The organism is Pandoraea terrae, assembly GCF_902459695.1.
In the GTDB taxonomy this organism is placed as follows: domain Bacteria; phylum Pseudomonadota; class Gammaproteobacteria; order Burkholderiales; family Burkholderiaceae; genus Pandoraea; species Pandoraea terrae.
In genome coordinates this window covers 62992-75964 of the sequence record NZ_CABPRZ010000029.1, presented here as the reverse complement: position 1 = coordinate 75964, position 12973 = coordinate 62992, and the positions used below count along the sequence as shown (strand labels likewise).

The following is a 12973-nucleotide window of genomic DNA, read 5'->3' as shown; positions in this document are numbered from 1 at the left end:
TCTTTTCTCGCCGGCAGTGCCGGCAAGCTGCTGGACGGCTTGTGGGTCACGCTCGAGCTTGCGCTGGCGGCGAATGCAATGGGCATCGTGCTCGGTTTCCTGCTGTGCCTGGTCGTGATGAGCCGTTGGGCGATCATGCGCTGGCCGGCCCAGCTGTTCATTGAGTTCTTCCGCTGCACGCCAGCGCTGCTGCAGATCGTCTGGTTCTTTTACTGCATTCCGATGATGGTGGACGTTTTCATCGATCCGATCGTCATGGGCGTGCTCGCGCTCGGCCTCAACCTGACCGCGTTCAATGCCGAGGCGTATCGCGCCGGCGTGCAGGCGGTGCCAAAGGAACACCTCGACGCGTGCGTCGCGCTCGGACTGAAGCCGTGGCAACGCACGATCTACGTCGTGTTGCCGCAGGCGCTGCGCAGCGCAATGCCGGTCTTGATGACGAATGCCATCGGCACGCTGCAGCAAAGCGCGCTGGTCGCGATCGTAGCGGTGGCGGACCTGATGTACGTCGGCAAGAGCCTCGCGACCGAAGCGTACCGGCCGCTCGAGACCTACTCGGTCGTCGCGCTGATCTATTTCGCGCTTTCGTTGCCGATCGCGAGGCTGGTCCATATGATCGAGCGGCGCCAGGACGCCGCGGTGCAGCGCTGAGGAGCACAACATGTCTCTCGACATCTCGATTGTGCTGCCGTACTGGCAAGTGTTGTTGAAAGGGCTCGGCCTGACGCTCGCATTCACGAGCGCGTGCGCGATCGTGGGCAGTCTCGGCGGTTTCGTGCTCAGCCTGCTGCGCATGTCGCCGTCGCGCTGGCTGAAGGCGCTGACGACGCTGTATGTCGAGTTCTTCCGCGGCACGCCGCTCCTGATTCAGCTGTTCTGGGTGTTTTTCTGCTTTCCCGTGGTATTCAGGGTTGACGTCCCACCCTATTTGTCGGTGCTGATCTCGCTGACGATGTACATGATCGCGATCACGAGCGAGACGTTTCGCGGCGCGCTGAAGTCGATCTCGTCCGAGCAGCACGACGCGTGCATCGCACTGAGCCTGACGCCGCACGTGAAGATCCTCTACGTGATCTTTCCGCAGGCGCTGCTGCGCGCGATTCCGCCGCTGCTGTCGAACGTCGTGAGCCTGTTCAAGGAGAGCGCGCTCATTTCGTCGGTCGGCGTCGCGGATCTGATGTTCGTTGGACAGGGCATTTCCAACAGCACCGCGCACCCGTTGGAGTTTCTCACTACCGTGGGATTCATCTATTTTCTCGTTGCATTCCCGCTGACCCGTCTCGTCGGCGTGCTCGAGTCGAATTTTCTGAAACGGTTTTCCTATTAGGCCACGCAACCTCTAGTAGAAGAGAGAAGCGAATGGGTGGTCGCGTTGTGAAAGGAGATTGAAAATGGCCAAATATAGCTTTGCGTGTATCGAGGGGCATACGGAAGGTATGCCCGTCCGAATGGTGGTCGGCGGCGGCCCGGAATTGAAGGGCGCGACGATGAATGAACGGCGAGCCTACTTCATCGAGCACTATGACTGGATTCGCCGTGCGCTTTCGTTCGAACCGCGTGGTCATGCACACATGTCCGGAACCGTCTTCTACCCGGCGATCAGCCCCAACGCGGATTTCAGCCTGCTGTTTATCGAGACGTCGGGATGCCTTCCGATGTGCGGGCACGCGACGATCGGCTCGATCACCTTTGCCCTTGAGACTGGCCTCATCGTGCCGAAGCAGCCAGGGCAGGTGACGGTCGATGTGCCTGCCGGGCAGGTCACGGCCAAGTATGAAATGAACGGCGATCGGGTGACATCGGTCCGCTTCACAAATGTGCCCAGCTTTTTGCTTTATCGGGATGTGGAAATCAATTTCCCGCAGTTGGGCAAGTTGTCGGTAGATATCGCCTATGGCGGAAACTTCTACCCGATCGTTGAAGTTCAGGAGAATTATCCCGGTTGCGAGCATTTCACTCCCGAGCAACTGCTGGAATGGGGCCGTACGATGCAGAAGCTCGTCAATGACGCACTCGACGTCGTGCATCCGGACAATCCGCTGATTCGTGGCGTCAAGCACTGCATGTGGACCGGTCGGCCGATCCACGCGGAAGCGGATGGGCGCTCGGTTGTCATTGCAGGTCACAGCATCATCGATCGTTCGCCGTGCGGCACGGGGACGTCCGCACGGCTCGCTCAGCGCTTTGCCCGCGGATTACTGTCCGAAGGGCAGGCGTTCCGCCATGAAAGCCTGATTGGGAGTCATTTTATCGGGCGTGTCGAATCGGTCACCAAGCTGAATAGTGGTCTCGATGCGATTTATCCCAGCATCGAAGGGCGTGCGTGGATTACCGGCCGTGGGGAGCACTACGTCGACGAATCCCAGCCGTACGCACACGGTTTCAGTCTGCAGGAGTTCGTCAATTGAACGCCGTGCCGTGCGAACAAAATTCCGGCGTGGCGGGGGCCGAACGGAACGAGCACGCCGTCGTGATCGGCGGGGGCATTGTCGGTACCTGCTGCGCGCTTTACCTGCAAAGGGAAGGCTATTCGGTCACGCTCGTTGATCCCGCCGCGCCGGGAGACAGCACGGTGAAATGGAGTTGCGGCCAGTTCGCCATCAGCGAGGTCATCCCGCTCTCGAAGCCGGGCATCCTAGCGAAAGTCCCGGGATGGCTGATTGACCAGACCGGGCCTCTCGCGTTGCGCCCGGGCGCATTGCCGCACATCCTGCCGTGGTTTCTTCGATTTGTCGCGTCAGCAAGACACTCGAGAATTGTCGACATCGCGCAGGCCTTGGCCATCCTGACACGGGACGTCTACGCGGACTATGCGCCGCTGATCGAAGCGTGTGGCAAGCCGCTCGTGGTTGAACGGCCGATCATCGAGCTCTTCGACAGTGCCGCCGCGATCCAGCGCGATCGCACGAATCTGGCGCTACGAGAAGCATTGGGCTTCAAAATTGAATCGCTCAGCGCGTCGGACATCGGTGATCTCGAACCTGCGTTTGGTGGTCGCTTTGCGCATGGGCTGCTGTTTCCGGATTGGCGATTTGTCAGCGACACGGAATATTTTATCGCCACGCTGACGGAAAGTTTCATTTCAAATGGCGGACGCCGTATTCGTAGCGGTGCCGCGCGCATCGACGAATCCAATGGCCGCGCGACGGGCGTGACGCTCGAGAATGGCGAACGTATTGGCGCCGAACACGTCGTTGTCGCGGCCGGCATCGGTTCCCGGAAGTTCTTTGCCCAGTTGGGCGTGAATGTTCCGCTCGAAGGTGTTGCGGGATATCAGGCACTGCTGGCCGACCCCGGCGTCGAGATCCGTCATTCGGTCATCTATGCCGATGGTGGTTTCTGTTTTACGCCAATGACACGAGGGCTTCAGATCGGCGGCACCATTGAATTCGCAGGGCGCGATGCGAGGCCAAACTTCGCGCGAGCGGAAATCATTTTGGGAAAGGCGAAACGTATTTTGCCTCAGTTGCGCACCGAACGGTGCGAATTCGGCGTGGGTTATCGGCCGCTGTTGCCGGATACGAAGCCTGTCATCGATCGTTGTCGGCGATTGCAAAACGTATTCATGGCATTGGGCCACGGTCAGCTTGGGCTGACGCTCGGCGCGACGACAGGGCGCCTGATCGGCGAAATGGTGGCGGGGCGTGTGCCGAAGCAGGACATCTCCGCCTTTAGCGCCTATCGCTTCGGCTAAGAGTCGTGACTCGCGCTGTCGTGCGATAGAAATGCATTGACGAATGGAAGGAGATGAATCATGCGTTGGAAGAAAACGTTGCAGCTTGTCGGCGTCCATTGTGAGGGTGAGATCGGCAAGGTGATCACCGGCGGAGTCATCGACGTTCCCGGAGAGTCGATGCTCGACAAGATGAATTACATCAACGAGGTCGACGACAGCCTGCGCAAACTCGTTGTGCTCGAGCCGCGCGGGTGCCTGCAGATGTCAGTGAATCTGCTTTTGCCGCCCACCCGGCCGGAGGCGCACGCCGGGTTCATGGTGCTGCAATCGGACAAGGCTCATCCGATGTCTGGAAGCAATTCCATTTGTGTCGTGACAGCACTTCTCGAACTCGGGATCGTTCCCATGCAGGAACCGGAGACCACAGTTGTCCTGGATACGCCAGCCGGGCTTGTCACCGCGCGTGCGACTTGCCGTGACGGACGATGCCTTGGTGTGTCGCTCGACATGGTTCCCGCATTCGTGGAAAAGCTCGACGTCCCTGTGCAAACCGTCGAGTTCGGTGAGATTACGGTGGACATCGCTTTTGGCGGCGTCTACTACGCATTGGTCGATGTCGATCAGGTCGGATTCGATATTGCTCCCGAGAATGCGCGCAAACTCGCGGACCTAGGTGTCAAGCTCCGGGATGTCGTCAATGCACAGATCAGCGTTCAGCATCCGCTCTATGCGCAGATCAATCAGATTGCTTACGTTATGTTTCGCAAACGTGTGGACGACGAGGTTTACCAAACCTGCACGACGTTGCCGCCAGGGCGCATTGACCGGTCGCCCTGCGGGACGGGCAGCTCGGCCAATCTTGCCACATTGGCTGCACGCAACAAGATCGACGTGGGTGGCCGGCTGACGTCGCGTTCAACCATCGGCGGAGAATTCCGCATCGAGATGCTCGGACGGACAGAAGTGGGTGGAAAGCCTGCGGTGCTTCCTCGAGTAACGGGGCGTGCCTGGATCTACAGTGTCGAGCAGCTCGGCGTCGACCCTGACGATCCACAAGCGGCCGGTTTTATGCTGAGCGACACGTGGGGTGAGGGATTTTCGAAAGCTGGGTGATTGGTGGCTCACGTCCATCCGTGACGTGTGCATGCGTTTCGATGTTAGGCGATTCATCGTCGAAGCAATCTCGTTACTTTGAAATTGAACTTCTATGATTACCGGAAAAACTGGCGTTTTCTTCATGATCGCCGATCCTATCGATCAGGTGCGCACGCCTGAGATTTTCAACAAAGTTCTCCCGCTTTGCGGCGTCGATGCAGTGATGGTTCCGCTCCATGTTAGTCCAGAAAATTTGGTTGACACCGTCCGTGCGCTGTTTCGTTCGCCGACGACGCGTGGCATTGTGCTCTCCATTCCTCACAAGGCCGCAGCTGCAGCTTTGTCAGATCGTTGTTCGAAGGGCGCGGCAACTGCGAATGCGGTTAATGCAATCAGGAAAAATGCAGCAGGCGAGCTCGAGGGAGAACTTTTCGATGGACTCGGCTTTGTCAAATCCATGGAGCGCTATTCGATGGAATATCGTGGTAAGCGAGTGCTGTTGATTGGTGCAGGCGGCGCAGCCTGCGCGATCGCGACAGCGCTTGCTGCGGCCGATGTATCCCGGATAGCAATTTTCGATCCGGAGACGGAAAAGGCAGAGCAACTTGCCAGTTCGGTCGGGCGACAATACGGAGTACATACGTCGATTCAATCGGATAATGACCCAACTGGTTTCGATCTGGTCATCAACGCGTCGCCGCTGGGTTTGAAACTGTCGGACCCGCTGCCGGTACCGCCTGAAAGGCTCGACGCCGACGCGCAGGTATGCGACATCCTGATGAAAAATCAACCCACACCGCTGCTCCAGGCGGCCATGTCTCGCGGCAATGCGGTCTTGCCGGGCTTTGACATGCTGATCTTGCAAACACCGCTGTTCTTCGAGTTCTTCGGCGTTCCGGGCGCGGCGGAGATGTTGCGCCGAGACGATTCGATCGTACGCGAAATGCTGTTTCCGGCGGAGCTCATGGACATGGTGAGACGCACGGCCTGAGAAGAGTTGTTCCTATTTTGGAACGCGTTGTTTCTGGGATCGAATATTTGCGCCGCGGAATTGGCTTCCGCACCGTCGAAATTTTTTTGAAATTTAAGTAGAGGATCTGTCGCTCGCGTTGATATGCAACGCTCCGGGAACCGTTTGTCCGTTGGATGATATTTTCGGAGTCGACGCGTGTCGGGCGACGACATGAAGAAAACCCACTGCGACTTTCCATATGAACGTTCATGGAAAGTGGATGCCTTTCGCCATCGTGTGTCTGTGTGACGATAAGGTGGAACTGATCACGTTTTGATGTGACCGGCCAGTTGGGAGGTAACACTTCGATGAAACGGGCTGGTCGAAGCGCGATACGTTGAACGAAGTGAGTTCATGAACCGCAGCACATATGAGAATGGGTTTAGACGATAAAATGAGGACTACTTACTTAAAAGCAACGGTGATTGCTTCGTGTGCAATTGCCTCGCATGCTCATGCGCAAAGCACGGTGACGCTGTACGGTATCGTCGATACCGGCTTTATGTACATCCATAACAGTGGCGGGCAATCGACGCAGCTTCTGATGGCGAGCGGGACCGAGTCTGGTTCGCGTTGGGGGCTGAGGGGCAGCGAAGATCTCGGCAGTGGATTGAGTGCGATTTATCAGATCGAGAACGGCTTCAGTTCTACGTCGGGCAGCCTCGGTCAGGGTGGTCGGATGTTCGGCCGACAGGCGTACGTTGGGCTTTCCAATGCAGGTAGTTGGGGTACTGTGACACTGGGACGACAGTACGATCCACTCATCGACCGCGTGCAACCCGTCCAAGGCGACAACTATCTCGGAGGGTTCTTCTCTTCACCTGGCGACATTGACAACGCGGATAACAGCGTTCGCATCAACAATGCGATCAAATGGTCGAGCCCGAACTGGTCAGGGCTGCAACTCTCCGCGATGTACTCGTCCGGCGGCGTGGCCGGAGCCGTTGGTTCCGGGCAAACCTATAGCGGCGCAGCAGCATATACGAATGGTCCTCTTGCTGTAGCGGCGGGTTTCTTCCACGTTGACAACGGCAACGGCTCCCTGGCTCAACGTGCGAAGACCTCGGCAGATTCGTTGTTCAATAGTAGCGTCAACGCAGCCTACGCTTCCGCGCGGTCGGTCAACATCGCACGTGCGGGCGGGCGCTACACGCTTGGCGATTTTACGCTGGGTGGCTATTACAGCTATTCGCAGTACAACCCGGATGCGGCATCGGTATTCACCCAATCCGAGAAGTATCACAACGGGTCGGTCTACGCGGTGTGGCAAGCAACTCCGTCGCTGTTGACCGAAATCGGATACAACTACCTGAGGTCGTTGGGTGATTCGTCGGCGAAGTACCACCAGTTTAGTATCGGCGCCGATTACAATCTGAGCAAACGCACCGACGTCTACACGGTGGCTTCGTACGGTCACGCCACAGGCCAGAATGGTGCAGGTCCGGCCCAAGCCGTGATCGGTTCAATCGATGTCAATGCGGGGAAAAACTCCCAAGCAATCGTGACGGTCGGCCTGCGCCATCGTTTCTAAACAAGTTCTCCACGCGAGTTTGAACGGCTCCCGGATCATGGATCCCGGAGCCGATTTTTTCTTGTCAACCCGGAGCGGCCACCCGCTGCGTTTCCCCGAATGTCAACTCCCCCACGGCACGAGCGGCCTGTCGCCGGTTTCGAGCGCATGGTGTTTGTTCGTCACTTTGCTGATGCCGATATTCGAATCATGGCTGAGCTCAAGCCAAGCAACGACTAAACCGTTGCTCGATGACCTTGGTTCCCCATTGCGCCCCCTCTGATTCGTCCATCAACTGAAAACCAAATGACTCGTATAGATGGCGTGCTGCATCCAGACCCTTGAACGTCCAGAGGTATGTCTCGCTAAATTGCTCGTCGACAAATTTCATCGCGTGTGACATCAGTTGCCGTCCGACTCCGGAACCACGCAATGAGTCGTCCACAATGAACCAGCGCAAATGGGCGATGCCCGTTTCATGATCCCCGTCGATTGCGAGAGAGGCGAGCGACCGGCCGTTTTCGGCGTAGAGCCATAGCGCCTTGCCATCGGCTGGAAGCGTGCCGACAAACTCGGCAAGCTCTGTCGCCACCTTCTTTTCGAAGAACGCGCCGAAGCCCCAATGTTCCGAGTAGAACCGGGCGTGCAAGCTTGCGACGTCACCAATGCAGCCGGGTTGGTAGCCCTCCAGAATCCGTGCGGCCGCGGCACCTCCGGGGGCTGTTTTGACTGAATTGTCTCGCGCGAGTGCGTCGGCGTAAAGCGCGAGAGAACGGACCAAGGCCTGCTGGTCAGCAGGAACCATCCGCCGAAGCGCGTTGGACACCTGATTTGTCGCGAATCGGTCGATTTTTTTTCGAAGTTTCTGACCTGCCTGCGTCAAGTACAGCTCTGACGAACGGGCATCTTCGCTTGCGATCTTGCGCTCCACAAGTCCGCTAGCCTCCAGCTTCGCGACCTGCCTACTCGTGTTCGATTTGTCCAGGCGCAAGATGTTGCCCAAATCCTTTGCGCTTATCCCTGGTTTCGCCCCGATTTCAATGATCGCGTGAACAGCTGACGGCGCAAGTTCACTATCGGCCAGGGTGGCTCGCATGAAACCAAGTTCGCGAACAAGTCTTCGAGAGAAGTCGCGAAGTTCGAGAATCGTCGCTTCTTGAGATTGGGCTGGAATATCAATAAAGTCCACGGGCAGGCTCACATAAGTTGCGCTTGGCAACCAATATAGTTGCGACACGCAACTTAATCAAGCCCGACTTTGCTGAGATGGCGACCCGCGGGTACCCACTGCTCGCTCGACCATTGTCGCTCCTCTTGCACGCGCTCGACATCGCGCTCAAGGAATGGGGCAGGTCAACATCACCTACATCCGTATCAACGACGGCTGGCTGTACCTGGATGCAGTCCGACTGATGCCGTAACAAAAAATACTCGCTCTAAATGACCTGTTTTTCTCTCGCAAAAGTTACGGCTTGGGTACGATTCTTTGTACCTAGCTTTGCGTAAATCCGGCGCAAATGAGTTTCGACCGTATTTTCAGTTACGAAGAGCTTCTTGCTGAGTTCCTTGTTGGATAGCCCATCTGCCAGTAGCCGAAGAATTTGCAGCTCCCTGGGGCTGAGATTGGAGTCTGGAGCCTTCTTCCCATGCGGTTGAGAAGACGGAGGCTGAATGGTTTGCGTAGAAGGTAAGGCCTTTATCAACAGAACCAGGTACTGAGGGGACACGGCGGATGGACGTGATTCAAGCGATTCGAGCAGGGGTTTCAGAAGCCAGGCGTCATCGACGATGACGCGGAAAAGGCCGCGCTGCTGAGCTTGCACCAGTACGCCTGCCAAAGTATCCGAGGCTTGCTGTCGCTTCCTGGCAGCTTCGAATGCTTGTGCCAAGAGGCATTTCAGTCGAATGACTCGACGATATCGATTGTGGAGTTCCGCTGTCCTGATTTCACCGTGAATCTTATCGATCATCGATGGCGCTGTTCCTGCAACCAGCGCCAGACGAACCGAGGAAATAAAGGGGTCGTCGATATCTTCCGCATAAGGGAAAAGATTTCGCCAGGAGCGCCAAAGGTCATCTGAAGAAATCAGATTGAGCAAGCGGGTCCCTGCTGGAATGTCGCTGGCACGGAGGGCGAGTCGCAACTTGTCTTGGCGCGCCGCTGCGGTGATGCGCGGAATGCCTCGCACGTCGCCGACATCTTGAAGCTGATTCAGTATGTCCAAGGCATTGATCGTCCGTCCCCGAATGGCTTCGATGCGTGCCGCAATGCGATAGCTGGTGATCAGATGGTCGGGGAGGCAGCTATCCCGGATAAGAGTCAGGTACTCGCTGAGCAATAACTCGGCAGCATCCAGGTCGTTGAGTTCGTATTGTGCTTCGACCAGGTGGGCGGCAGCGACGGCCGTGGAGTTGGTAAATCGATAGCCGGCATTTACGATGCTCGCGAGAATCCCGGCAAAGCGGGTGTGTGCCTGGTGCACGTTGCCCTGGAGCAATTCGATTGCTCCTTCAAAACATTGGCTGTAGCTCAGCCCGTGAACGGCGTTGATCGGCTCCAACGCCCGCTTGGCGATACCCAGGTGACCCAGTGCAGCAACATAATTGCCCAAGGCGATTTCCCTGTAAGCGACGGAGTTCCGGATAAGTCCCACGACATAGGGGGAGGCGTTCTCCAGTCCATCCACGGACTGATTGGCCACTTCCATCACTTCAGGCAGCCGGTCGCACCACGCACCCAGCATTACGCGAAGTCCCAATAGCTCGTTTCGATACTCGGACATTTCCGTCAGCGCGGGGTCGATGATGGCCACTAGCTTTTCCGCATCCTGGTAGCGATGAAGGAAGGTCATGGCATAAGCTCCCGCGATGGCGAGCATGGGACGCGCCTGGATTGCGCTTTCCGGCAGAATTCCCATCCATTGGCTTACCACGCCGAACTGTCCCGTGCGGACAAATTCATTGGCATAGTTGGCCATGAAACTCGCCGCCATGTCCATGTCGCCGCCTGCAATGGCATGATCAACCGCCTGGATGCCCCGATGGGTACCCTCAAGCCAGCGAGCTGCTCGGAGGTGGATGGCGGCTAATTGGGCGTCGAATTGTTCCGCCGCGGCGCGCTGGCTGCGCAGAAAGTCGCGGAACAGAGGATGGTAGCGATACCAGTAGCCGTCGGCGTCGATCATCTGCAGAAACAGATTGTCCTTCACGGTTTTCTCGATCATCTGCGTGCTGTCATTACGGCCGAACACCTCGTCACACATGGCAGGGCAGAACGATTCGAATACCGCCGACTTGAGCAGGAATTCCCGATGATCCGAAGGAAGCCTGGCCAGCACATCTTCCGCCAGGTAATCGGCGATCTCCTTTGAGCGGCCTGACAGGTTCTGCAGCAGCCGCGTTGGATTCGGCTGGTTCATCAGCGCCGTGGTAGTCAATTGCAAAGCGGCTGCCCAGCCATCGGTAGTCTGCTGCAGGCGTTGGATATCGGAGTCGTTGAGTGCGGTCTTGATCCGGCCATTGACGTATCGGCGAATTTCGTCGCTATTGAATTTGAGGTCCGTAACCTCGATTTCCAGCAGCCGCCCCTGAACCCGGAGTCGTCCAAGCGGCAGTCCTGTCTTATGGCGGCTTCCCAGGATGACGCGCTGGCCGTAGGCAAGGCAGGAAACGAAATCAATGACAAATGCGATCGTTTCGGGGGACGTGATGTGTTCGAAGTCGTCAAGAAACAGGAGGAAGGGGGATTCGATCCCGGCCAGCGCATCGAGAACCTGATAAGCCCCGCTGTTGCCTGCTGCAGACGAGGACGACATGTCAGGCGATTCGTAATTGAGATGGCGCTGCTGGGGAAATGCGCAGGCCAGGCTCAGGGCAAGATATCCGGAGAAGCGCCCAAGGTCGTTGTCCGCCGGCTCCAGGGTGAGCCAGGCAACCGGGATGGCTGCCGCGCAGGCTTGGGAATGGAGTTGCGCAATGGCCGTCGATTTCCCGTAGCCCGCGGGGGCGCTGACGATAACCAGAGGCGCATCGGAATTCTGGATCCTGAGCACCAGATCCTCGCGTTTGATGTGCGCTGGACTCGCACAGGGAGGGCGTAACTTGAGCAGGCTACGGCGGGAAACCTGGCTGAAAGAGGAAGCTTCTGACATAGGGATCGGCCTGCGGAATGGTGGGCAATTCGCGCACCATTATGGGCGAACTGTCTAGGGAAAAACAATTCACTTCGTTGATGACGCGTCGCCACATCTGTCACGGATTTCCGTGGATGGCGGAGTCCGTTACTTTCCCGGTGAACCGCGATTGTGGCGCAGGGGGCCTCTCTCCACAATTTGACTCATGAAAAGTGCGCTTGCGCTTTATTTCAGTCAAGAACGAATTCTGGAGGTGACCAAGATGAACGACCGCAGCTCCGCCAAAAAGAACGTCAAGCTGGGGCCGCTCGGTGCCGAGCCTCCTCTCTTTGAAACAGCGGCAATGTTCCAGGAGAGTCTTCATCGATTTGCCGAGGAGGAAATGAGGCCGGTCGGCATGAAGCTGGACCGGATGACCCCGGAGGAGGTGGCAGCCCACGATTCCCCCTACTGGGATGTGCGGCGGAAGTTTGCCGAACTGGGCTTCGGCATTGAGACCTTGCTGTCGTTCGAGCCCGCCGAGCGCGCCAAGATGATGGCGATCTTCTTCGAGGAGCTGGGTTGGGGGGATTCCGGCCTGGCCATTTCCTTCGGCGCCGGCATGCTGCCCCAGTACATGTGTGCCGCGCTGGGGCGCCAGGACCTGCTGGAAGAGTTTCCCGACGCCTTGCTAGGCTGCTGGGGCATTACCGAACCGGATCACGGCTCCGATTCCCTCGACCCCAATCGCATGATCTTCCATTCCCAGGGCAATTACGGGCGTCCCAATTGCATCGCCACCTTGAAGCCCGGTGGAAACGAAATCGTGATAAACGGCCAGAAGTCCGCCTGGGTCTCCAACGGAACCATTGCCAAGGTCTGCATCCTCTACTGCGCCCTTGACCAGGGCGACGGCCCTTCAACGGAACGCGGCTGCGTGGTCATCGTGCCCATGGACGCCAAGGGCGTATCGCGCGGCAAGCCCTTGGACAAGATCGGTCAGCGAGCCCTCAACCAGGGCGAGGTCTTCTTCGACAACGTGCGTCTGCCCGTGCGGTATCTGCTCGCCGGTGCCGACCAGTTCCAGGATGCCGTGCTCGCCATCCATACGGCGGCCAACGGCCTCATGGGGGCGGTGTTTACCGGGGTCGCCCGCGCCGCCTACGAGTTGGCCCTCGACTATGCCCACGAGCGCAAGCAGGGCGGTGTGCCCATCATCCGGCACCAATCGGTGGCTTATCGCCTGTTCCACATGTTCCGGAAGGTGGAGGCATCCCGGGCCCTCGTGAACCGCGTCATCCATTTCAACTTCGGGGCCACGCCGGCACTGCATGCGGCCATCACGGCAAAGATCACGGGAACCCAGACTTCTTTCGAAGTGGCGAGCGATGCCTTGCAGATATTCGGCGGCAACGGACTGACCCGCGAATATCCCGTGGAAAAGCTGCTGCGCGATGCCCGTGCATCCCTGATCGAGGACGGCTGCAACGAGATCCTTGCCATCAAGGGCGGCTACTACCTGATTGACGGCGGCCGCGTCTGATTCATTGCCGGAGTTTGGGACATGG

Annotated in this window: 10 protein-coding genes; 8 read left to right on the top strand and 2 right to left on the bottom strand. The window is 57.9% G+C overall.

Annotated elements, in window-relative coordinates; all coding sequences use genetic code 11:
* The 7 genes from PTE30175_RS24210 to PTE30175_RS24180 all read left to right on the top strand — a co-directional run.
* Positions 1 to 651 (top strand): amino acid ABC transporter permease (locus PTE30175_RS24210; protein WP_150699620.1); only part of this gene is annotated, 651 nt, incomplete at its 5' end.
* A 10-nt stretch (positions 652 to 661) separates the two neighbouring features.
* A complete protein-coding gene (locus PTE30175_RS24205; RefSeq protein WP_150699619.1) occupies positions 662 to 1327 on the top strand; it encodes an amino acid ABC transporter permease in 666 nt (221 codons plus the stop codon).
* A 64-nt stretch (positions 1328 to 1391) separates the two neighbouring features.
* A complete protein-coding gene (locus tag PTE30175_RS24200; RefSeq protein WP_150699618.1) occupies positions 1392 to 2408 on the top strand; it encodes a 4-hydroxyproline epimerase in 1017 nt (338 codons plus the stop codon).
* Positions 2405 to 3694 (top strand): NAD(P)/FAD-dependent oxidoreductase, encoded by a 1290-nt coding sequence (locus tag PTE30175_RS24195; protein ID WP_150699617.1) that lies wholly within the window; start codon positions 2405 to 2407, stop codon positions 3692 to 3694. The genes PTE30175_RS24200 and PTE30175_RS24195 overlap by 4 nt, the downstream gene beginning before the upstream one ends.
* 60 nt (positions 3695 to 3754) lie before the next feature.
* Complete coding sequence (locus PTE30175_RS24190; RefSeq protein WP_150699616.1) at positions 3755 to 4789, top strand: proline racemase family protein; 1035 nt, start codon at positions 3755 to 3757, stop codon at positions 4787 to 4789.
* Between the two features lie 94 nt (positions 4790 to 4883).
* Complete coding sequence (locus tag PTE30175_RS24185) at positions 4884 to 5762, top strand: shikimate dehydrogenase family protein (RefSeq protein WP_150699615.1); 879 nt, start codon at positions 4884 to 4886, stop codon at positions 5760 to 5762.
* 415 nt (positions 5763 to 6177) lie between these two features.
* Positions 6178 to 7314 (top strand): porin, encoded by a 1137-nt coding sequence (locus PTE30175_RS24180; RefSeq protein ID WP_150699626.1) that lies wholly within the window; start codon positions 6178 to 6180, stop codon positions 7312 to 7314.
* 199 nt (positions 7315 to 7513) lie between these two features.
* Here the strand turns inward: PTE30175_RS24180 and PTE30175_RS24175 are convergent, their stop codons facing one another.
* The gene (locus tag PTE30175_RS24175) at positions 7514 to 8482 is read right to left on the bottom strand and encodes a bifunctional helix-turn-helix transcriptional regulator/GNAT family N-acetyltransferase (protein ID WP_150699614.1); all 969 of its coding nucleotides are present in this window, start codon (positions 8480 to 8482) and stop codon (positions 7514 to 7516) included.
* A 247-nt stretch (positions 8483 to 8729) separates the two neighbouring features.
* Positions 8730 to 11444, bottom strand: coding sequence for a winged helix-turn-helix domain-containing protein (locus PTE30175_RS24170; RefSeq protein ID WP_150699613.1), 2715 nt, complete (start codon positions 11442 to 11444; stop codon positions 8730 to 8732).
* Between the two features lie 187 nt (positions 11445 to 11631).
* On the opposite strand from PTE30175_RS24170, the gene PTE30175_RS24165 reads away from it, so the two are divergent.
* A complete protein-coding gene (locus PTE30175_RS24165) occupies positions 11632 to 12948 on the top strand; it encodes an acyl-CoA dehydrogenase family protein (RefSeq protein ID WP_224788947.1) in 1317 nt (438 codons plus the stop codon).
* Positions 12949 to 12973: the final 25 nt, after the last annotated feature.

Coding starts and splice junctions, on each gene's coding strand:
- PTE30175_RS24165 (WP_224788947.1), top strand. CDS start 11,632: ATGAAAAGTGCGCTTGCGCTTTATTTCAGTCAAGAACGAATTCTGGAG.
- PTE30175_RS24180 (WP_150699626.1), top strand. CDS start 6,178: ATGAGGACTACTTACTTAAAAGCAACGGTGATTGCTTCGTGTGCAATT.
- PTE30175_RS24185 (WP_150699615.1), top strand. CDS start 4,884: ATGATTACCGGAAAAACTGGCGTTTTCTTCATGATCGCCGATCCTATC.
- PTE30175_RS24205 (WP_150699619.1), top strand. CDS start 662: ATGTCTCTCGACATCTCGATTGTGCTGCCGTACTGGCAAGTGTTGTTG.
- PTE30175_RS24190 (WP_150699616.1), top strand. CDS start 3,755: ATGCGTTGGAAGAAAACGTTGCAGCTTGTCGGCGTCCATTGTGAGGGT.
- PTE30175_RS24200 (WP_150699618.1), top strand. CDS start 1,392: ATGGCCAAATATAGCTTTGCGTGTATCGAGGGGCATACGGAAGGTATG.
- PTE30175_RS24170 (WP_150699613.1), bottom strand. CDS start 11,444: ATGTCAGAAGCTTCCTCTTTCAGCCAGGTTTCCCGCCGTAGCCTGCTC.